At 31.3% G+C, this 21,119-nt stretch carries 21 protein-coding genes; 8 read left to right on the forward strand and 13 right to left on the reverse strand.

Annotated features, from left to right (window positions below):
• On the forward strand, positions 1-350 hold a 350-nt coding region (locus tag B3J26_RS05475; RefSeq protein WP_291073645.1), incomplete at its 5' end, for an integrase core domain-containing protein.
• 58 nt (positions 351-408) lie between these two features.
• On the opposite strand, the gene B3J26_RS05480 is transcribed toward B3J26_RS05475, so the two are convergent.
• The 6 genes from B3J26_RS05480 to B3J26_RS05505 all read right to left on the reverse strand — a co-directional run bounded on the left by B3J26_RS05480 (position 409) and on the right by B3J26_RS05505 (position 6,067).
• Positions 409-1,221 carry a purine-nucleoside phosphorylase gene (locus B3J26_RS05480; RefSeq protein ID WP_291063128.1) on the reverse strand — a complete coding sequence of 271 codons (813 nt, stop codon included), beginning with the start codon at positions 1,219-1,221 and terminating at the stop codon, positions 409-411.
• A complete protein-coding gene (gene lpxK, locus B3J26_RS05485; protein ID WP_291073647.1) occupies positions 1,205-2,245 on the reverse strand; it encodes a tetraacyldisaccharide 4'-kinase in 1,041 nt (346 codons plus the stop codon). Before lpxK ends, B3J26_RS05480 begins: the two co-directional genes overlap by 17 nt.
• A 121-nt stretch (positions 2,246-2,366) precedes the next feature.
• A complete protein-coding gene (locus tag B3J26_RS05490) occupies positions 2,367-2,984 on the reverse strand; it encodes a DUF4230 domain-containing protein (RefSeq protein ID WP_291069564.1) in 618 nt (205 codons plus the stop codon).
• A complete protein-coding gene (locus B3J26_RS05495; RefSeq protein ID WP_291073649.1) occupies positions 2,977-3,528 on the reverse strand; it encodes a TlpA family protein disulfide reductase in 552 nt (183 codons plus the stop codon). Before B3J26_RS05495 ends, B3J26_RS05490 begins: the two co-directional genes overlap by 8 nt.
• A gap of 35 nt (positions 3,529-3,563) precedes the next feature.
• Complete coding sequence (locus tag B3J26_RS05500) at positions 3,564-4,739, reverse strand: M14 family zinc carboxypeptidase (protein ID WP_291073651.1); 1,176 nt, start codon at positions 4,737-4,739, stop codon at positions 3,564-3,566.
• 206 nt (positions 4,740-4,945) lie between these two features.
• Entirely contained in the window at positions 4,946-6,067 is a 1,122-nt protein-coding gene (locus B3J26_RS05505; RefSeq protein WP_291073653.1) for a GNAT family N-acetyltransferase, read from the reverse strand.
• 204 nt (positions 6,068-6,271) lie between these two features.
• Between B3J26_RS05505 and B3J26_RS05510 the strand changes: the two genes are divergently transcribed.
• Positions 6,272-6,961 (forward strand): zinc metallopeptidase, encoded by a 690-nt coding sequence (locus B3J26_RS05510; protein WP_115001061.1) that lies wholly within the window; start codon positions 6,272-6,274, stop codon positions 6,959-6,961.
• 57 nt (positions 6,962-7,018) lie between these two features.
• On the opposite strand, the gene B3J26_RS05515 is transcribed toward B3J26_RS05510, so the two are convergent.
• The 3 genes from B3J26_RS05515 to B3J26_RS05525 all read right to left on the reverse strand — a co-directional run bounded on the left by B3J26_RS05515 (position 7,019) and on the right by B3J26_RS05525 (position 10,605).
• Positions 7,019-8,794: an AMP-dependent synthetase/ligase gene (locus tag B3J26_RS05515; protein ID WP_291073655.1), complete on the reverse strand. Its 1,776-nt coding sequence runs from the start codon at positions 8,792-8,794 to the stop codon at positions 7,019-7,021.
• 121 nt (positions 8,795-8,915) lie between these two features.
• Positions 8,916-9,152: a hypothetical protein gene (locus tag B3J26_RS05520; RefSeq protein WP_038336082.1), complete on the reverse strand. Its 237-nt coding sequence runs from the start codon at positions 9,150-9,152 to the stop codon at positions 8,916-8,918.
• A 1-nt stretch (position 9,153) separates the two neighbouring features.
• Positions 9,154-10,605, reverse strand: a complete 1,452-nt coding sequence (locus tag B3J26_RS05525; protein WP_291073657.1) for an MATE family efflux transporter — start codon at positions 10,603-10,605, stop codon at positions 9,154-9,156.
• Between the two features lie 136 nt (positions 10,606-10,741).
• Between B3J26_RS05525 and B3J26_RS05530 the strand changes: the two genes are divergently transcribed.
• The 3 genes from B3J26_RS05530 to B3J26_RS05540 all read left to right on the forward strand — a co-directional run bounded on the left by B3J26_RS05530 (position 10,742) and on the right by B3J26_RS05540 (position 12,933).
• Positions 10,742-11,707, forward strand: a complete 966-nt coding sequence (locus B3J26_RS05530) for an NAD(P)H-dependent flavin oxidoreductase (protein WP_280049291.1) — start codon at positions 10,742-10,744, stop codon at positions 11,705-11,707.
• A gap of 8 nt (positions 11,708-11,715) precedes the next feature.
• Positions 11,716-12,585: an acyl-CoA thioesterase gene (locus B3J26_RS05535; protein WP_291073659.1), complete on the forward strand. Its 870-nt coding sequence runs from the start codon at positions 11,716-11,718 to the stop codon at positions 12,583-12,585.
• Positions 12,586-12,669: 84 nt separating this feature from the next.
• Complete coding sequence (locus tag B3J26_RS05540) at positions 12,670-12,933, forward strand: hypothetical protein (protein WP_291073660.1); 264 nt, start codon at positions 12,670-12,672, stop codon at positions 12,931-12,933.
• On the opposite strand, the gene B3J26_RS05545 is transcribed toward B3J26_RS05540, so the two are convergent.
• From B3J26_RS05545 to B3J26_RS05560, 4 genes are all read right to left on the reverse strand, one after another.
• A complete protein-coding gene (locus B3J26_RS05545) occupies positions 12,927-14,513 on the reverse strand; it encodes a hypothetical protein (protein WP_291073661.1) in 1,587 nt (528 codons plus the stop codon). The genes B3J26_RS05540 and B3J26_RS05545 overlap by 7 nt on opposite strands.
• 493 nt (positions 14,514-15,006) lie before the next feature.
• Positions 15,007-16,569, reverse strand: a complete 1,563-nt coding sequence (locus B3J26_RS05550; RefSeq protein WP_291073663.1) for a hypothetical protein — start codon at positions 16,567-16,569, stop codon at positions 15,007-15,009.
• A gap of 4 nt (positions 16,570-16,573) precedes the next feature.
• Positions 16,574-17,620 (reverse strand): HlyD family secretion protein, encoded by a 1,047-nt coding sequence (locus B3J26_RS05555; protein WP_291061945.1) that lies wholly within the window; start codon positions 17,618-17,620, stop codon positions 16,574-16,576.
• A gap of 2 nt (positions 17,621-17,622) precedes the next feature.
• Complete coding sequence (locus B3J26_RS05560) at positions 17,623-18,954, reverse strand: TolC family protein (protein ID WP_260509606.1); 1,332 nt, start codon at positions 18,952-18,954, stop codon at positions 17,623-17,625.
• Positions 18,955-19,114: 160 nt separating this feature from the next.
• Between B3J26_RS05560 and B3J26_RS05565 the strand changes: the two genes are divergently transcribed.
• From B3J26_RS05565 to B3J26_RS05575, 3 genes are all read left to right on the forward strand, one after another.
• Positions 19,115-19,927, forward strand: coding sequence for an AraC family transcriptional regulator (locus B3J26_RS05565; protein ID WP_038336064.1), 813 nt, complete (start codon positions 19,115-19,117; stop codon positions 19,925-19,927).
• Between the two features lie 15 nt (positions 19,928-19,942).
• Positions 19,943-20,470, forward strand: coding sequence for an NADPH-dependent FMN reductase (locus tag B3J26_RS05570; RefSeq protein ID WP_115001105.1), 528 nt, complete (start codon positions 19,943-19,945; stop codon positions 20,468-20,470).
• Between the two features lie 91 nt (positions 20,471-20,561).
• Positions 20,562-21,107 carry an NADPH-dependent FMN reductase gene (locus B3J26_RS05575; RefSeq protein WP_291073665.1) on the forward strand — a complete coding sequence of 182 codons (546 nt, stop codon included), beginning with the start codon at positions 20,562-20,564 and terminating at the stop codon, positions 21,105-21,107.
• Positions 21,108-21,119: the final 12 nt, after the last annotated feature.

Here is a 21,119-nt window from a genome sequence, read left to right on the forward strand (position 1 = left end):
TTATTCATCACTCAGACAGAGGTTTACAATATTGTTCCGATGATTATCAAAAGCTATTGAAAAAGCATAAAATACGTTGTAGTATGACACAAGAATCAGATCCTTATGAGAATGCCATAGCCGAAAGAATTAATGGTATTTTAAAACAAGAGTATGATATTGATAAATCTATTGTAGATTTGAATACAAGAAAGATTTTAGTCAAACAAACCGTAAAGGTCTATAATGAGTTAAGACCGCATTTGTCAAACTATTATTTAACACCGATGCAAATGCACCAGCAACAAGAATTAATACCAAAATCGTACAAAAAGAAAAACAGTACAAATACGAATATATGTACTGTTTAAAATAAAATTTTATTGGTCTAATCCTGTATCATTTTTTCAGGACGTTACAAATCAAAAATTAACAATTTTCGATTACACTTTTTACCACGCGAATTACATTTGGCATTGCTGTGTTTGCTGCATTTAATACATCTTCGTGCGAAACATCAAATGAAATTTCTGGTCCTCCTAAATCAGTAATAATAGATAAACAGAAAACGCGCATATCCATGTGACGAGCAACAATAACTTCAGGAACTGTACTCATCCCAACACAATCTCCACCAATAAAACGTACCAATCCGTATTCTGATGGCGTTTCAAAAGTTGGTCCTTGTAATCCTACATAAACTCCTTGATGAACAAAAATATCATTCGCTTTTGCAAATTCTGCTGCTTCGTTCAACATTTCTCTGTCATATGCTTTTGACATATCCACAAAACGAGGTCCTAATTCGTCGATATTTTTTCCACGTAAAGGATGTTCTGGCATCATATTGATATGATCTTTTACCAAACAAATATCTCCAACACTAAAACTTGGGTTAACACCTCCAGAAGCATTCGATAAAACAACTTTCTTAATTCCTAATCCATTGAAAACACGCATTGGGAACGTTACTTCTTCCATCGAATATCCTTCGTAATAATGAAAACGACCAGCCATCATCAAAACTTTTTTTCCTAAAATAGTTCCGTATACTAAATGACCTTTGTGCCCTTCTACTGTTACTTGAGGAAAGTTTGGTATATCTTTGTAGCTAATAACAACTTTATTTTCTACTTCGTCTTCTAATTTTCCTAATCCAGACCCTAACACAATTACAAATTCTGGTTGATCTGGCAATAAATTATTGATGTACTTTACAGCCTCATTAATTCTGTCCAACATACTCTAAAATAGTTTGATTAAATTTTTCTTTATCGTTAATATCGATACTAATCGGAATGTAGTATAAATCGTCTTTTATCATGGATTCTTCCATCAAACGCATATAATCTTTCTCTGTTGTCATGATAATTTTATCAAAACGTTTTCTACCTTCCGTATCTTCGTATCGTTTGTAAATATACTCAATTTCTGATTGACTAAAATTATGATGATCTGGATATTCTAAATGCAAGACATTTGCAAAGTTTTCTTCCGCAAATTTTACCAAACCATCTGTTTTTGCAATTCCTGTAACTAAAATAACATTCAGATTTTTCCAAGTCGATTTCTCAACATTATCCAATTTCCCAATCAATTTGTTATCATAAACAATTTTCGAGAAAAATAATTGCTGATGAGATCTTAACTTAATCTTTTTCGAAATTTCTTTGTGCTTTTCTTCCGATATTCTGTCTGGACATTTCGTTACAATAACAATATCTGCACGACGAACTCCACTTCTACTCTCTCTCAAATCACCTGCTGGCAATAAAAAATCTTTGTAATATGGATTATTGTAATCAGTCAACAAAATATTGAAACCAGCTTTTATCCCACGATGTTGATAGGCATCATCTAACAAAATTGCTTCTGCATTGTAATGATCAATTAATTTTTGCGCACCAAAAGCTCTGTCTTCGCAAACCGCAATCAAAATTCTGTTCTTGAAACGTTGAAAAAACTGCATTGGTTCATCTCCAATATCATAAACTTTGGATGAATAATTTGCAATCAAAAAACCTTTTGTTTTTCGTCCATATCCTCTACTCAATGTTGCAATTAATTTTTCGTCTTTCAACAAATCAATTAAATACATAATATGAGGTGACTTTCCCGTTCCACCAACGGACAGGTTTCCAACATTAACAATTGGAATTTTGAAGGATGAAGAACGCATCATTCCTATATTGTAAAACAGATTTCGAACCGAAGTTCCAATCCAATATAAACCAGAAAATGGAAGTAAAAATCTACGCCAATTCATTTTTATTTTTAATATTAAGCGAAAATACTATTTTCAATTTTAATTCTAAAAAAAGAAACACTTCATTTCTTTATTCAGCGAAAAAAAACCTATTCTATCGGAACAGGTTTTTAATTATTTATTAATTGTATAATTTATTCAATTCGTTGGCATAACTCGTTTTATCTTCTATCTTCCAACCATAGGTTTTTGCAAGGAAATACAAATCGCCAAGATTTTGAATTAATTGTTGATGTGCTTCTTGTTTTAGTTTGGTTTGATCAACCGTTTTTTCTACATGCTCTACTGCACGTTTCTTAATTCCGTTCAAATCATCTTTAGTAAATTTATTGAAAACACTTTGATCCATGTCATAAAAACTAACATCTGGATACACTTGGATTTCAACTGGAGGAATAGATTTGATGATAATTTTTTTATTCACCGAATCCAATTCAATATCCATTTTTTTCAAATCATACGTTGCTTGCGCTTTGGCTTTCACCAAAAGTGTCACCTTTTTATCCGCAGAAAAAATATGTGTTAAACCTGGTAATGATTTTTTTGACGTGTGATTGTATAAATCTGAATATGTTTGTTCAGCAACAATCATTTTATTCATTCGTTCGATTTGATACGCAATCACATGAGATTGTTCGCTATAGCTTTCAGATTTGAATTTATCCATGATGAAATATGTTATCATCACACCAAAAATAAAGGCTACAACGACAAGAATTATTTTCTTTAAATTATTCATTTGCATAATTTGGAGTCAGTGGCGTACCATTCACAATCTGTGCCAAATCTTCTTCTAAATAGCTAGAAACTGGAGATTCTACAATTCTACCAACTTCTTCTTTTTTATTATTATATACGATAATTGTCGGAACGTGCGTCACATTTTTATTAATTTCTTCTCCGTTGAAACTTTTCTTTTGACGATTTACACCAATCACTTTCAAACGATTTTGAGGAAATTTAATATCATCTAAAATTTTGTACAGACGCGGCAATTCACGACGAGAATCTGGACACCAAGTTCCTACAAAAACTTCCAAACGATAATTGCGTAAATCTTTTAAACCTTTCAATTTACTTTTTTCAACTTCGTATGTGTCATATTCTTGATGGTACCAATCCTTAAAATCATCTTCTTCCAACGCTTTTCTAGTGAATTCTCCCGTCAACATTTTCTTCCCATTTTCAGCTGTAATCGTACGATTCAACACTTTATTTTGAGCAAACGATTGCGTAGAAAATCCCAACATTGTAACGAGTGCAATTGCCAATATTTTTTTCATTGTATTTTTAGTTTATAGATTAAATGTATAAATAATTATGAAATGATTTGTCCATTTTCAACTTTAATTGAGCCTATTTCAAAAGTCGCTAATTGATTCAATAAAGGATAATTTTTAGTTGTTCCTTTATAAACTTGTTTTTCAGCATCAATTTCAAGATGACCAATAAATTTTCGTAAATCACCAATTTCAATAATTTTCGCGATTTGCTCTACCGAATTATTTTCTTCGTTGTATTCATCTTCAAAATAAATACCCAAATCAACAACAGAAGAATTTTCTCCATTTTGAATTTGAACATTATGAATCACAATATCCAAATATTTTTGCCCATTTTGAGGAATCGATAAATACTCATCAAACGGAAAATTTTCTTGTGTAGCTAAAGCATTCAGTCCTGCTAAAATAGCCAATGCATTGTATTTTCTTGTTGCATTTCGTTGATAATCATTTGGAAAATGTCCCGCTTCAAATAATACGCAAGGATAACCCATTTTTGTAAAATTATCTCCGGTTGACATCGGATAAAACTCTGATGTATAACGACCTACATGACCAGAAATCACTTTTTGTAATTCAGTATTCATTGCTTGAATAATTCCCATTGTTTTTTCGCGAACTTCATTTATATCTTCTTCAACATTGTAAGAAGGCGCCAAAAAAGAAAGCGTTGCAGGTTTCGCTGTTTGTCCAACATTGAAAATGGTACGTTGATCATGCAAATTGAATAAGGTTTGATAATTTCCTTTTTCTACTTGATCTAACAAAACGTGAATTTCTGTTGATTCTTTTGCTAAAAAATCACGGTTAATATCAATTCCAACCGCATTTCTGCGTGTGTTGAAATTCGCGCCATCAGGATTTAACATCGGAATAAAATCAATCGTCAATTGAGATAAAATGGTTTGAGCTAATTCAGATTTTTGTTCAAAAAAATTAATCACATCAAACATTGCACGCGTTCCAGAAGATTCGTTTCCGTGCATTTGAGACCAAATTAATAAACGTTTTTCTCCAGTTCCGAAACTTAATTTATAAATCTCATTTCCTAAAAAAGATGTTCCAATTTGTTCTTTTTGAGTTGATTTTAATGAAAAATAGTAATTTAAAGCTTCAAAATTTAACCATTTCGAATTAAAACCTTCTTGTCTGAAAATTGAATATTCTTTCTCTAATTGATGAATATCAAACATATTTATTATGTTATACATTTATAATTTCTATGTTATAAATTTTGATTATCAAAATAAATAAAACCATCAATTCGAGTGAAATTCGTTTAGAATTTTGTATCGAGAATAAGATTTTTGAAGATAAAATTCATCTTAATTCTCGATACAATTTTTAAAAATAAACTTTCTAAAAATCACTCGAATTGACGAATTTTAATCCAAAATATACAACATTATTATTTATATTAAATTGATTTCTTGAAAGTTTTGCGACGTTTGTGATTTACAGGATCATAAGCTTTCCATAAAACTTGAATACTTTCATTGTCCGCTAATTCAGGGTTTGTTTCCAAAAATTTGATCCCGTTGTTTCTAAACGTATCAAACATTGCATTAAAAATCAATGCTGTAACTCCCTTTCCTTGAAATTTTGGATCAATTCCAATCAAATAAAATTGAGCTGAATCATTCTTTTTACTTGCTTGTAACATATGCCACCAACCGAAAGGAAAAATTTTACCTTTTGCTTTTTGCATCGCTTTAGAATACGAAGGCATTGTAATAGCAAACGAAACCATTTTTCCTTCTTCATCAACAATACAGTTTACAAAATCTGGATTAATAAACGGAATATATTTCTTTTTGTAATATTCAATTTGATAATCCGCAATTGGTACATAAGTATCCAATTCGCTGTAAGTTTTATCTAACAAATCGAACATCTCGTCAACATACGGAATAATCTCTGAAGTTTTTGTAAACTTCAATTCTCGTAATTTGTAACGTTCTCGAATAATTTTATTGAATTTGATAACTTTTTCTGGTAATTCTGTTGGTGCAGGCAATTCATATTCCACCCACTCATTCGCCGTTTCAAAACCTAACGATTCTAAGTGTTGCGCATAGTACGGAAAATTATATAAACCAACCATTGTAGCCAATTTATCAAATCCGAAAGTTAGCAAACCTGCCTTTTCCAAATTCGAAAAACCAACTGGTCCTTCTATATATTCTAATTGATTTTCTTTACCAATTTCCGCAACTTTTGCCAAAAGTGCTTTTGTGACGTCGATATCATCAATCATATCAAACCAACCGAAACGCATTTTACGTTTTTGTTGATTATTGACTTCTTGCCAATTGATAATTGCCGCAACACGTCCCACAATCTTACCTTCTTTTTCGGCAAGAAAATAACGCGCTTCAGCATCTTTAAAAACGGGATTTTTAGAAACATCTAATGTTTCCTTCTCCTCATTAATAAAGGGTGGAACGTAATATTGATTATCCTTATACAAATTCATCGGAAACTTAATAAATGCTTCCAAATCGTGTTTTGATTGTACTTCTATTATGCGAATACTCATAGCTTACAAAGGTAATGAGTTTTGTAATTTCAATTCAAAATTTTTTGAGCAAAATGTCAGCTTTTGTTCATTTTTTATATGATTTAATACAGAACTCTGCCAAAAAACCAACTTTTCTGCTATTTTTGTCTCTATTCACTTATTGGAATACTTTTTGAATTTTGAATGAATATTAAAATTGATTAAAAAATAAAATAGAAATAGATGACAGGTTATTACATTATTATTGGACTGTTTATGTTGATTAGTTGGTTTGTTAGTAACCGACTGCAAAGTAAATTTAAGTATTATTCGAAAGTACATTTAGCAAACGGAATGTCAGGAAAAGAGATTGCCGAAAAAATGCTTTCTGATAATAACATTCACGATGTTCGTGTTATATCTACTCCTGGACAATTGACGGATCATTACAATCCTGCTGATAAAACGGTAAACTTATCGGAAGTTGTTTACCACGAACGAAATGCAGCGGCGGCGGCAGTTGCAGCGCACGAGTGTGGTCACGCAGTACAACATGCGGTTGGATATAATATGTTGCAATTACGCTCGAAAATGGTTCCAATGGTAAACGTTGCATCTCGCTTAAATCAATGGATTTTGATGTTAGGATTAATCGTAATGGCTTCATCTAAAAATGCAACTTTATTGTGGATTGGTATTTTCTTATTTGCGGTAACAACAGTTTTCGCATTTGTTACTTTACCTGTAGAATATGACGCTTCCAACCGTGCGTTAGCTTGGTTAAAAGGAAACAATATGGTAATGCCAAACGAATATGAAGGCGCAAAAGATTCATTAAAATGGGCTGCAAGAACTTATGTAGTAGCGGCGATTGGTTCATTAGCGCAATTACTTTATTTTGTAATGATGGCAATGGGCGGACGACGAGATTAAAACTTAATTATTATAAAATTAAAAAATCCCTTCAAAAATTTTTGAAGGGATTTTTTATTATTTCTTATCGTATAATTTATTGTATAAATCTTGATATTTAGCCAAGACATTTTTACGTTTCAATTTTAATGTTGGCGTTAATAATCCATCATCAATTGTCCATTCATCAGGAGTTAATTCAAACTTTTTGATTTGTTCCCAATGTCCTAAACCTTTATTCATTTTTTCAATTTCACGACCTATAATATCTAAAATTGCAGGCTCTTTAATTAAATCTGCCTTCGTTGCAGGTTCAGCAATTCCTTTGATACGTAAATAATCTTTCAACACTTGAAAATTAGGTTGAATAATCGCACAAGGCATCTTCTCTCCTTCTCCAACAACCATTACTTGCTCGATAAAACGAGATTGTTTAAACTTATTTTCAATAATTTGAGGTGCAATATATTTTCCTCCAGAAGTTTTGAACATCTCTTTTTTACGATCAGTAATTTTAAGTAAACCTCTTTCAAGAACTCCAATATCACCCGTTTTGAAATAACCATCTGGCGTGAATGCTTCAGCAGTTTTTTCAGGATCTTTGTAATAACCTTGTGTAACGTTAGGACCTTTGACTAAAATCTCTCCGTCTTCTGCAATTTTAACCTCGATTCCTTTTAATGGAGCACCAACAGTTCCGATTCCAAAACCGTCTTTCTTCATACAATTCACCGAAATTACGGGAGAAGTTTCTGTCAAACCATAACCTTCTAAAATAGGAATTCCAGCACCCCAGAAAATATGATTCAAACGTGCTGCTAAAGGCGCAGATCCCGAAACCATACATACTAAATTACCACCAACTCCTTCTTTCCATTTACTGAAAACCAAACTTTTCGCGATAGAATGTTTCAACCCAAATAATCCACCTTTTGGATTATAAGGATCGTAATCTTCAACAAGGCTTAAAGCCCACATAAAAATTTTCGTTTTAAGACCTCCTGCAGAAGCACCTGTATTGTAAATTTTATCGTAAACTTTTTCTACTAATCGTGGTACAACCGTCATTACATGTGGTTTGACCTCTTTCATATTATCTCCTAATTTATCGATGCTTTCTGCATACCAAATTCCAATACTCAAATGTTGATACAAATAAATCAACATACGTTCGAAAACGTGATTAATCGGAAGAAAACTCAATGCAATCGCATGATTTGGAAAATCTGGAATGCGATCAACGGACATTAAAACATCAGAAACGATATTTTCGTGCGTTAATACAACACCTTTCGGACGACCTGTTGTTCCAGAAGTATAAATCAAAGTCGCCATATCAGATGGTTTTATCATCTCTTTGATACTATCCACTTCATGTTGCGTTGAATTATCTTCACCCAAATCTAAAATTTCTTTATAATTTGGAACTCCAGCAATTTCATCAAAACTATAAATACCAACCAATGTTGACACTTTATCTTTTACAGCTACAACTGTATCATATAAACCTTTATCAGAAACAATGATAAATTTACATTCAGCATTGTTTAAGATATAATCAAAATCGTCTTCGGAAAGTGTTGGATATAATGGAACGGAAATCGCTCCAACTTGCTGAATACCGATATCACAGATGTTCCATTCGGTACGATTAGTTGAAGTGACTATTGCAATTTTATCTTGTGGCTTGATTCCTAATTGTAATAATCCTCGACTAAATGCATTTGCTTTGGCAACGTATTCTTGCGTAGATGTTTTCACCCAAGTTCCGTTCACCTTAGACACCAATGCATCTTCTCGAGGATTATTTTCTAATTGATTTTGCGGAAAATCAAATAATCTTTTTATTTCCATGGTTTTGAATAATTTTCTTAGTTGCAAAATACTAATAAAAAAATTATAATGCAAGCATATAAAATTATTTTAGTGTAAATCTTACACCAATAAAAACATGGAAATTTTATTAATTTAAGACTTATTCTTCATCATCTAACAAAGACATTTCTTGATCATAAAAATCTAAAGCGTCTTCGATTAAATTAGCAATTTCAGTATTAAATTCTTCGTTATCTTCTTCTTCAGAAATATCTTCAAACCACTCGATATCGTCAGTTTCTACGTCTAATAAAAAACGAGGATAATCTGTATGTAAAATAAAGATCTTGTCTGGCATTGTAGAGTTATCAGCCAATAAAAATTTTGGTAATTCCATTTTATATGTTTTTTAATTTATCTTCTAAAATTATTTCTGCATTAGGATTTTCCCTAATCATTTTCTTCGTTTGACGATTGTAACGAATCATCAAAAACACTGCCGAAGCTGTTAATCCAGTTCCTAAACCAATCCACATTCCAAATGCTCGCATTTCAAATACAATTGCCAAGACTACACCAATAGGAATTGCGATTAACCAATATGATATAAATGTTAGAATTGAAGGAATTTTGACATCGGTCATTCCTCTCAATGCACCTAATAATACCAATTGTACGCCATCTGACATTTGGAAAAGCGAGGCAATGATTAATAATGATGCAGCTAAATTGATAACATCTGGATTATCTAAATAAATTGTTGGCAATTGATAACGGAAAATAATGAATAAAATTCCGCACAAAATCATAAATGATAATACCATTAAAATACAAGACCAACCTGCTTCTCTTAAGGTTTTGTAATCTTTTAAACCTAATTGATTTCCGATACGAACCGTTGCTGCAACTCCAATTCCTGTACACATCATAAAAGTTGTGGAAGCTAAATTTATCGCAATTTGATGCGCTGCTAAATTTACTTTTGCTAATTCTTGATCTGCGATAGAATTTGTAAATGTATAACCACAAACAAAGGCTGCCAGAGAGAACGCACTCATTTCGAAGAAAGAAGTTAATGCGGTTGGAATTCCAATTCCAGCAATTTTTCTAAAAATTACTTTCTGGAAATTACTTGCCTTAAATTGAACTTCTTGCAAAACTGATTTCGTTTTCTTAAAATTAAACAATACAATAATTAAGAAAATCATCATCACCGAACGCGCAACGAATGTTCCCCAGGCTGCACCAGCGACTTCTAAACGTGGGAATCCCCAATTCCCATAAATCCAACCATAGTTTAACGTAATATTAATCACGTTACTCAAAACAGTTGCAATTGTAACAGGAATAGTTAAAGATAACCCTTCTGATAATTGACGAAACGTTTGGAAAATCATCAATGGAATCATCGAAAATGTCATAATCGTTAGATATGGAATACATTTTTCCACTACATCAGCGGGTTGTCCCATGTAGAACATCAGAGGTTTTAGGAATGTAATCAATAAAAATAAACCGATTGATAAAGTAATATTCAAGACCAAACTGTGCGAAAAATAATTTGCAGCCATTTTTTTATCGCCTTTCGAATCTTCTGCCGCAATCAATGGTGACAACGCAAAACTAAATCCGAAAGCAAATACTAACACTGCAAAAAACAATGAATTTCCTAAAGAAGCTGCTGCTAGAGCTGTTTTACCCAAAACCTCATCTTCTATATTATCATATTTTCCACCTAAACCACCAACCATAATGTTATCAATAATGTTGACAGAAATTTGTCCCATTTGAGTAATCATTACAGGAAATGCTAATTTGATATTACGCCTTATATGTTCTTTTAATTTCAATTTATTCTTTATTTACGATTACAAAGATACAGCAAAGGTTTTGCTTCTACATTTAGAAATTATAAAGGAATATTAATTTTTACAAAAGTATTTTATAACTATATTGCATCCTATACCACATCAAAAAAATTTTAGTATGACCCTACAAGAATTTAAAAATAGTTTAGATTTACCTTTAATCACTTCACCTATGTTTCTTGTTTCTCGAACTGAATTAGTTGTAGAAGCATGTAAAAATGGTGTATGTGGAACTTTCCCTTCTTTGAATGGAAGAACAGCCGAAGATTTCGAACAAATGTTAATTGATATCACTTCTCAATTAAAACAATTTGAAGATGAAACAGGTAAAAAAGCAGCTCCATTTGGAGTGAATTTAATCGTTAACAAAACAAACCCTCGTCTCGAAGGTGATTTAGCTTTATGTGCAAAATATAGAGTACCGCTTATTATTACGTCGCTTGGTGCTGTAAAACAAGTTGTAGATGCAGTTCATAGTTATGGAGGTTTGGTTTTTCATGATGTGATCAAAAAACGTCATGCGGAAAAAGCTGCTGAAGCTGGTGTAGATGGAATTATTGCTGTAGCTTCTGGTGCTGGTGGACATGCTGGTACGGCTAATCCTTTTGCTTTGATTGATGATATTCGCACTTTTTACGATGGTTGTTTAATTTTAGCAGGTGCGATGAACAACGGAAACGATATCTTAGCAGCTGAAAATATGGGTGCTGATTTTGCATACATCGGAACTCGTTTTATCGCGACAAAAGAAGCCTCTGCGAATCAAGATTATAAAACAATGTTAGTCGATTCTACTTTCGAAGATGTGATTTATACAGATGGAATTTCTGGTGTAAATGCAAATTTCTTGAAACCAAGTATTATACATTCTGGAATTGATTTAGACGAAAAAAAAGAAGAAGATTTTTCGAAATTAATTGGAGGCGATGGACATAAAGCATGGAAAGACATTTGGTCTGCTGGACACGGAGTTTCTGGAATTCATGATATTATTTCAACCGAAGAATTAGTCTATCGAATGAAAAATGAATATAAATGTGCATTAGAACAAAATGTGCAGAAATTAAATAATTTGAAATTTTAAATTTAATAATGAAAACTACTCAAGAACTCATCGAATTAATTTCTCTCAAAAAATTAGAAGAAAATTTATTCGAAGGGAAAAGTTCTTTTATGGGAAGTCCAAATGTTTTTGGAGGACAAGTTGTAAGCCAAGCTTTGCATGCTGCGTATCAAACTGTTCCTTCAGATCGTTTTTGCCATTCCCTTCACTCCTACTTTATTTTACCTGGACATTTAGAAAAACCTATCTATTTTGAAGTAGCAAATCTTCGTGATGGAGGAAGTTTTAGTACACGTGTTGTCACAGCAAAACAAGACAGTGTGCCTATTTTTGTAATGGCTTGTTCCTTTCAGTTGAAGCAAGAAGGTTACGAGCATCAAGAAAAAATGCCTGTTGTAACGCCTCCTGAAGAATTAATGAGCTGGAATGATGTAGCAGAACAATTTGGTTCAGTTTTACCAAAATCAATTATGCGATTTGTCTTAGCAGAGCGTCCGTTAGATTTTAAACCTGTTGAATTTGTGAATCCTTTTGAGAAAAAAAATTATCCTAATTTTAGTAATGTTTGGTTAACTTTTAATGATGTTCCAGAGGATTTACCTTTACCAATTATTCAGCAATTAATTGCGTATAGCTCTGATTACAATTTGTTATCAACAGCGATAAAACCACATGCTTCTAAAGCTCATTTTGGAAATACGCAAATGGCAAGTTTAGATCATTCCATTTGGTTTCACAGAGAACCAAATTTACATGATTGGATATTAGTTAATGTTGAATCTCCAAGTGCAAATGACACAAGAGGTTTTACACGAGGAAATTTATTCAATCGTTCTGGTGAACTAATTTGTAGCGTTGCACAAGAAGGTTTAATCAGACCAATCATTAAAGATAAATAATGAAAAAAGCTAGCCAATTGGTTAGCTTTCTTATTTGAATCTATTTTTTAATTTGATTTTACTATCTTTAATAAAACAATTAAGATGAACAAAGAAAAACCTTTGAGCGAATTATCATTAGAAAAATTAAATGAAAAAAGAAAAAAAGTTAACAAACTAAATATTAGCATTCAAATCCCATTATTACTTATAGCAGTCATTCTATTAATTCTGAAAATGACAAACAAATATGATATCAATGTAACATTCGTTATTTTATTATCATGTTCTGTAACTTTTATTCCTCTTATAACAGGTTTAGCAAAAATAAATGCAGAAATCAATACCAGAAAAAAAGAGAATCAATGACTCTCTTTTCTCTTTTTCCTAAGATGTAAAATTCCTTTGATTGGATTATAAATCATAATAAAAACCATCATTACAATTCCAAAATAAAATAATGTTCTAAAAATTTGAATATCTGCAATCAACAAAGCTTGGTTATACAATTGAGATTTTAGATTGGTCACTGTCAAACTGATCGATTCATTTACTAAATGAGTTGTATTGTGTTTATTGAATAAGTTATTCCATTGTTCTTGAAAAATTGTATTGGTAATATCTAGATTTTTCGTCATCAAAAATTGATGTTTAGTCGTCAAGAAAAGAATTGCATTTTGCATAATCGAAAAACTAATTGTCGACGACCAATAACGCATTGCGACTGCTGCTTGCATAGTATTCATAGAAAAATTAGCGTGTATAGAACATACCATATATTGCAAAATTGGCGCAAACAACATTCCTTGTCCCATTCCTTCCATCAATAATGGCGGAATAACTGCATTCGGACGAGTATCTGGAACCAAAATGTAACTAAACCACAACATAGCAAACGTTAAACAAAAAAAACCTCCAAAAAACACATACTTATATTGCGTTTGAAATTGTGTGATGATGTAATAAGCAAACAATGCTCCTATGTAAATTCCGGCACAATTATAATATTGTATTTGCAAAACAAACTCCCAATTCCATTTCCAAACAACATTCATCACTTGATAAATGTTACTCATGCTCGATTTGAAAATATAAAATGTAAAAAACAAAAACATACCTACAATAACTCTTTCGGAACGAAGAATCTCGAAATGAAAAATCGGTTTTTTAGACGTTAATTGTTGCAAAATAAATAAGCCTGAAAAAATAAACATTGCAGCAAACGCAATAACGATATAAAGCGATTCGAACCAATAATATCTTTTACCATAAATCAATAAAAAAGCTCCTGCTATTAATGACATCATCATCAAAAAATAACCCGCCAAATTTAACTGATACAATGGTTTTTTGGGATACAATCTACCATGACTAAAGAGAAAAACATAAATCAATAATGATAAAACATGAAAAAAGATGACAGTATAAATTACCATATTGAAATTATAATTTTCGATGGCAAATTTTACAATAGAGGTTGTGTATTTATCAGCCGTCATCATAAATCCATACAAAAACGTATTTCCTAATAATCGTCCATATTCGCCTTTTATACGCGACATAATTAGCGGAACAATAATACAACCTTCGAGATAAGATGTTGTTCCTTGTATCACACGAAGCAAATAAATCAATTGCGTATTTGTTGTCAATGAAATCAGTAACATTAATACAATATTGATAATCGTCATAAACAATAAATAGGAGCGAATATTAAAAAACTGAAAAAGCCGTTCGTTAATAAAAAGCCCACATACAATTGTTGCGTAAGCCAAAGAAAAAATGAATTGTAAATCGTCTACATCAACATCTAGAAATGAAGCTGTAAACGTACTATTCATATTGAAAAGTGAGAGAATCATCACATGCGGAATCAACGCGGCAATGAGAATTGGAAGCACCAATTTTTCTGGTATCCATTTCTTGAAAATGGGATGTTGATTGTGCATTGAGTTATTTATTCAATTTTACAATCAAGTTCAAAACATTCATTCGAAAGTTTGTCTAATTAAAAATATTTTATTGATTTCGTGATTATCTTACCTAAAAAGTAAAAAAGGGAAGCTGCCTGAGAAAGGTCAAAAGGCTAAAATGTGATTCTGAATAATAAATCGTTAAAATACGATGATTCATTTTTATAAAACTATAACAAATTTAAAATCAATGAAATAAAATTAATATTTTCTATAACATTAATTATTTTTCGTTTGATTTATTTTGATGGCAAAAGTAAGTGCTGTCTCAGAAAAACAAGTTGATTATTTGAGAATATAATTTGTTCATTTACGCCATTTTTAAATTTAAAAAACTTTATAATATCTCCTTTTTACGGGATAATTTAGATAAAACATTCATTTTTAAAAATTTGTCATAAAAAAAACGTACTTGATTCTATTAAATCAAATACGTCAATTAAATAAAAAGTAATATATAAAAATTATTTTAACGATGTAAAAGTCTATTTTTTATCGGTTGATAAAGAATGACAAAAATTGCAGCAATAATTCCTACAACAAACAATGTTCGGAAAATCTCAATATTACTAACCAACAAAGCTTGGTTATACAATTTTGCTTTTAAAGCTGCGGCAGTAATACTTTCTGCTTCGTTTGGAAGATGATTCGCAATATTTTTATTGAATAAATTATTCCATTGTTGTTGGAAAATCGGACTCGTTTTGTCTAAATTTTTGGTCATCAAAAATTGATGTTTAGTCGTCAAATATAAAATTGCATTTTGCATTAACGAAAAACCAATTGTTGTAGTCCAAAAACGAATCGCCGTACCTGCTTGTGCCGCGCTACCAGTAATAGAAGGATGTACAGAACCTGTAATATACAACACTAATGGCGTAAAAATAACACCTTGCGCAATTCCTTCTAACATCAATGTTGGCGCTATTGCCTCGACTTTTGTATCTGGATAAAACAAATAACTAAACCACAACATGCTCATGGCTAAAAGTACAAATCCAAGAAAAAATATTTTTCTAAAATCGACTCTATTCTTAACCATAAAAAATGAAAACACAACACCAATGATAGAACCAGCCACATTAAAATATTGAATCTGCAACACATATTCCCATTGCCATTTCCAAACTGTCGACATAACTTGGTAAATATTACTCATCCCAGCACGCAAAGTATAGAAAACAAAAAACATTAATATTCCTAAAATGACACGTTCTGATTTGAAAATCTCAAAATGAAACAAAGGTCGTTTGGCTGTTTTTTGATGCAATAGAAATAAACCACTAAAAACGAGTGTTGATGCAAACGCTATGATAATAATTGGCGATTCGAACCAATAATATTTTTTTCCGTAAATCAAGAAAAATGCACCAGAAATTAAGGAAATAATCATCAAGAAAATTCCGCCTAAATTTAATTGATACAATGGTTTTTTAGGAAACATTCTGTTGTGATTAAAGAAAAATACATAAATGATTAATGCAACAACATGAAAACTCATAATCGTATACACCATCATATTGTGGTTATAATTCTCAATCGCAAACTTCACAATAGAAGTCGTGAATTTATCTCCCGTTAACATTACGCCATACAAAAACGAATAAGCAATCAATTTTGAATGTTCACTTTTAATATTCGACATAATAATTGGCAACAAAATACAACCTTCGAAAAACGATAAAGGTCCTTGAATAAAACGCAGAATCAAAATCAATTCTGTATTTGTTGTCAATGTCATTCCAAACAACACCAAAATGTTAAGCATGGTCATTGTTAGCAGATAACTTCTGATATTGAAAAAGTGAAAAAATCGAACGTGAATAAATAAGCCACAAACAATAGTGGCATACGCCATCGAAAAAAGGAACTGCAAATCGTCGACCTCCAAATCCAAAAATGATGCTGTAAACGTACTATTCATGTTGAATATCGTCAAAATCATCAAGTGAGGAAATAGCGCAAGGATAAAAATTGGCACAACCAATTTTTGCGGAACCCATTTATTGAATATTGAATTTTGTTGTGACATTTATTTAATTTACTTTTTCTGCGGAAACATTTACATTCATTCCGGTACGTAATTTTTCGTTGTTTTTAGACTCTTTCAGAATTATTTTTACAGGAAAACGTTGTTCAATTTTCACGAAGTTTCCTGTAGCATTATCAGGTTTAATCAAAGCAAACTCAGACCCAGAAGCTGGCGAAAGTGATTCAATTTTTCCTTCAAACTCAATGTATTTGTAGGCATCAGCTTTTATAATAACTGGTTGATCCAAATCGATTTCTCCAATTTGCGTTTCTTTAAAATTTGCAACAATCCATTTCTCTTTCGAAACCACTTGCACCAAAGCTTGTCCTTCTTTTATTAACTGACCTTCTTGTATATTTTTTGTTCCAACCCAACCATCGTAAGGCGCCACAACATAAGTATATGAGAGAATAAGTTTGGCATCATTCAATTGGGCTTTTCGTTGTAAAATTTGAGTTTTTGCAGGCGCAACTTTTGTTTGTTCAGCAGACGCACTAACATTCACTGCATTACGTTGTTGTTCCAAAGCACTCAAACTTGCTTTTGCTTGTTTATATTTTGCTTCAACTTCTTCAAATTGTTGCACGGTTGCAGCATCTTCTTGCACTAAATTTTTGAAACGATTATAATCTTTTTCCGTTCTCCAAACTTCTATTTTAGCAGCTTCTATATTTGCATTAACAATATTAACATCACTCGATTTTGTATCTACCGCTTTTTCGTACGTTAAAACAGATTGCGAAGTCGATTCTAAATTTGCTTCAGCAATATCAATCTGATTCTGAAATTCTCTATTGTCAATCACAACAAGCGTATCACCTCTGTGTACAAATTGATTTTCTTCGAAATTTACTTTTTTGATAAAACCAGAAACTTTACTCGAAACTGGTGTAATATATTGTCGCACTTGCGCATCATTTGTATTGACATGTGAACTCGAAAAGAAATAAAACCAAGCCACTGCAGTGATTCCTATGATAATAAAAATCCAAGCAATCGCCGAAAGCGTTCTATTCATTCGTTTTTCTCCTTTTGTCTGTTGTTTTCCCATTTTTATAAGTTTCCTAAAATGTATTGTAATTGATAGTATTTTAATTGTTTGTTGATTTGTAATGAAATCAAATTCGATTGAGCCTCTAAATAAGCGTTATCCGCATCGATAAGTTCTGTAATCAAACTCAATTTGTTGACATATTTTGTTCTAACAATTCGATAATTTTCTTTGGATTGACCAATTGCTTCTTCCGCAATTTTTATTTTATCGATCGATTCTTCTAATCGTTTATTCGCTGCAAAAACATCATGTCGAATTTGTTCTTCTTTCTCTTCTATTTCTAATTTTGCAATTGAAATGTTACGATCTGCGATTTGCATTTTTTGTTTATTCTTGAAAAAATTACTCAATGGAATCGAAACATTTACACCAACAGAACCAAATCTGTACAAATATTCTTCTGGAGGAAAAAACATAAAGTTTGGATAATTATATCCATATTCCGCACCAGCAGTTATTTTTGGTAATGTATTGGATTTGGTAATTTTCTTATCAATTTCTTTCAAATTCAAATCATCTTTCGCAATTTTCAAACTTTCACTTTGATCCATTGCTTCCAAAATCATTTCATCAACTAACCCCAAATGCTCTTCATTTGTAAACAAATCATAAGTATCAATATGCATTTCTTGATTTTCTGGTAAAGCCAAAATTGTTTTGATTTGATGTTCGATAATCGAAATTTCATTCGCCAATTCTGTAAAAGACATTTTATGATTTGACAATTGCAATTCTGTTCTCAAAACTTCATTATACGTTACCAACCCATTTTTTTTCAAGGATTCTGTTTGTTTTATCACAACCGAATCTTCTCTCATTTTATCCGAAATCAACTTTTGTTGCTCTTGTAAATGCAACGCTTGTAAATAAGCTGTGATAATTTGCATTCTCAATTCTCGCTCATCTTTTCGAACTTGCAGTTTCGAAATATTAGTTTCTATTTCAGATTTTTTCTCATCATTTTTTAATTTACCACCTAAATAAATTGGGATTTCTGCCGAAAGTGTAAAATCGTATTTCACTCGAGGAACAGCATATTTTGTAGAAGGTTTTAAAAAACCGTCTTCATATTGGCGTAAATTACTCAAAACATGAAAACCAGTATGAAAGTCTACATCTGGCAATTTCTCATTTTTAAGATCTTTCTCTTTTAATTCAGCAATATTAGTTTTTAAAGCGCTAATTTGTAATTTTTTATTATTTTGAAGTCCAATTTCAATTGCTTTGCTTAATTTCAGTTGGTTATAGTCTATTTCATTTTGAGCATAACTCAACCCACTCAGCATTAACAACAATGTAAGCAACTGATATTTAACGAATTTAAATATCATTTTGTATTATTTATAAGTCTGTTATTGATTTTTAGTGATGCAAAGTTACATTCAAAACACCTTTACCCTCTTGATAAAAAAAGAAAATAATTTGCTCATTTACGCCAAAATAAAGTAATTTGCAAAAGCAAAATATTTCACTTTATAAAAGTATAAAACAATGTTGTTTGATCAGTTTTTTTTTAACGAAGTTGACAAATCTAAAGTCCATTTTTACATACAACATGCACATTTAGATACGATAGGAACGCGCGTACATGAACACAAAAAAGCACAATTATTATATGCAGAAGGCGGAATTGTACATGTTTTTGTAAACGACAAACATTGGTATTTGCCTGCGCGTTGTTTTATGTGGATTCCTGCAAATACGCCACATTCTATCTTAACGAATAGTAAAACAGGCGATTTGTATAACTTTTATTTCAAGACCGAAAAAGAAGAAAACGATTTTTATTCGATTACAAATATTTATTACACGAATGAGTTGTTAAGGGAAATGATTTTGTACACCAAAAATTGGAGTGGATCAATTTCGGAAAAAGATCCTGCAAAATATGATTTTGTAAAAGCCATACGATCTATTTTGCCCGAAATGGAATCGAACAAATTGCCTGCTTTTATTCAGCATCCATTTCCAAAAGATCAGAAACTGATTGATATTGCTCGATTTCTGATGAAAAATATCGAGAAAAACTATACAATAGATGAAGTTGCGCAACAATTTGGTTTGAGCACGCGAACATTATCTCGAAAATTCAAAGATAATATGGGAATTAATTATGTTCGATTTTTACGCGCATTACGTATCACAAAATCATTGGAATTGATTGCTGAAAATAAATACAATATGTACGAAATCGCAATGTTAGTTGGTTATAATTCGTTGTCATCTTTCAGTAATATTTTTCAGAAAGTATCAGGAATTCGACCAACGGAATATGCGCAATTATTACACACAAAAAAACAATAACTTAAGATAAAAACTATGATTATTAAAGCTTTTGCCGGAAGTAACAGCTCTACTTCTATCAATAAACAACTCGTAACTTATGCTTCTTCTTTATTAAACAAAGATCAAATTGAGATTTTAGATTTAGATGACTTTGATATCCCTACTTTTGATATTGATATAGAAAAAGAGCAAGGTTTTTCTGATGAAGTAAAACGATTTTATCAAAAACTTGTTGATTCTGATATTTTGCTTATTTCATTAGCAGAACATAATGCTTGCATTACAGCAGTTTTTAAAAGCTATATGGATTGGTGCTCAAGAATTAATTATAAATTTCTGGAAGGAAAAAAGGTCTTCGTTATGAGTACATCTCCTGGTGGTTATGGAGCAAAAAACTCTTTAGAAATAGGTTCTAAATTAATTACAAAATTAGGAGGTGACATTTTAGTCGATTTCTCTTTGCCTAAATTCAACGAAAATTTTGCAGAAGGTAAAATCACTAATGAAGAGTTAAACAGAGAATTGATTCTTAAAATTGATGAATTTAGAAAAAAAATATAAGTTTTTATCTTTTCCTAACATAGGTCAATAAAATTTATGGTTGCTTGCAATAACTTTGCTTCATCAAAAATGAAAATACTCAAGTAAGAATATGAAAATTTTAGCTTTCGCTGGTAGTAACAGCAAAAAATCAATTAATAAAGAATTATTAAATTATACTTTAAATCAAATCGAAAATGCAGAAATCGATTTAGTTGACATCAATGATTTCGAGATGCCTATCTATTCTATTGACCGTCAATTAGAAAATGGATTTCCACAAGAAGCACAGAATTTTTACAATAAAATCAAAAATGCAGAAGGTGTTGTAATTTCTTTGGCAGAACACAATGGAAATTTTTCTGTTGCATTAAAAAACATTTTGGATTGGGTTTCGCGTATCGAAATGCCATATTTGAAAGATAAAAAAGTGTTATTATTAAGTACATCTCCAGGTGCTTATGGTGGAGGAAATGTAATGGAAGTTGCAACAAAATATTTTGGAATGTTTGCAAGCGGAGAAATTGTAGCAAGCACGACTTTCCCATCTTTCAACGATAATTTCCAAAATAACGAAATTGTAAATGAAGAATTAAAAAATAAAGTACTAGCTCAAGTTAGTATCTTTCAAGATGCTTTAACTGCTGTTGAAGCTTAATTGAAAATGTAT

The sequence above is a fragment of the Empedobacter sp. UBA5987 genome (assembly GCF_002429865.1).
GTDB classification, from domain to species: domain Bacteria; phylum Bacteroidota; class Bacteroidia; order Flavobacteriales; family Weeksellaceae; genus Empedobacter; species Empedobacter falsenii_B.

Coding starts and splice junctions, on each gene's coding strand:
- B3J26_RS05480 (WP_291063128.1), bottom strand. CDS start 1,221: ATGTTGGACAGAATTAATGAGGCTGTAAAGTACATCAATAATTTATTG.
- lpxK (WP_291073647.1), bottom strand. CDS start 2,245: ATGAATTGGCGTAGATTTTTACTTCCATTTTCTGGTTTATATTGGATT.
- B3J26_RS05490 (WP_291069564.1), bottom strand. CDS start 2,984: ATGAATAATTTAAAGAAAATAATTCTTGTCGTTGTAGCCTTTATTTTT.
- B3J26_RS05495 (WP_291073649.1), bottom strand. CDS start 3,528: ATGAAAAAAATATTGGCAATTGCACTCGTTACAATGTTGGGATTTTCT.
- B3J26_RS05500 (WP_291073651.1), bottom strand. CDS start 4,739: ATGTATAACATAATAAATATGTTTGATATTCATCAATTAGAGAAAGAA.
- B3J26_RS05505 (WP_291073653.1), bottom strand. CDS start 6,067: ATGAGTATTCGCATAATAGAAGTACAATCAAAACACGATTTGGAAGCA.
- B3J26_RS05510 (WP_115001061.1), top strand. CDS start 6,272: ATGACAGGTTATTACATTATTATTGGACTGTTTATGTTGATTAGTTGG.
- B3J26_RS05515 (WP_291073655.1), bottom strand. CDS start 8,794: ATGGAAATAAAAAGATTATTTGATTTTCCGCAAAATCAATTAGAAAAT.
- B3J26_RS05520 (WP_038336082.1), bottom strand. CDS start 9,152: ATGGAATTACCAAAATTTTTATTGGCTGATAACTCTACAATGCCAGAC.
- B3J26_RS05530 (WP_280049291.1), top strand. CDS start 10,742: ATGACCCTACAAGAATTTAAAAATAGTTTAGATTTACCTTTAATCACT.
- B3J26_RS05535 (WP_291073659.1), top strand. CDS start 11,716: ATGAAAACTACTCAAGAACTCATCGAATTAATTTCTCTCAAAAAATTA.
- B3J26_RS05540 (WP_291073660.1), top strand. CDS start 12,670: ATGAACAAAGAAAAACCTTTGAGCGAATTATCATTAGAAAAATTAAAT.
- B3J26_RS05545 (WP_291073661.1), bottom strand. CDS start 14,513: ATGCACAATCAACATCCCATTTTCAAGAAATGGATACCAGAAAAATTG.
- B3J26_RS05550 (WP_291073663.1), bottom strand. CDS start 16,569: ATGTCACAACAAAATTCAATATTCAATAAATGGGTTCCGCAAAAATTG.
- B3J26_RS05555 (WP_291061945.1), bottom strand. CDS start 17,620: ATGGGAAAACAACAGACAAAAGGAGAAAAACGAATGAATAGAACGCTT.
- B3J26_RS05560 (WP_260509606.1), bottom strand. CDS start 18,954: ATGATATTTAAATTCGTTAAATATCAGTTGCTTACATTGTTGTTAATG.
- B3J26_RS05565 (WP_038336064.1), top strand. CDS start 19,115: ATGTTGTTTGATCAGTTTTTTTTTAACGAAGTTGACAAATCTAAAGTC.
- B3J26_RS05570 (WP_115001105.1), top strand. CDS start 19,943: ATGATTATTAAAGCTTTTGCCGGAAGTAACAGCTCTACTTCTATCAAT.
- B3J26_RS05575 (WP_291073665.1), top strand. CDS start 20,562: ATGAAAATTTTAGCTTTCGCTGGTAGTAACAGCAAAAAATCAATTAAT.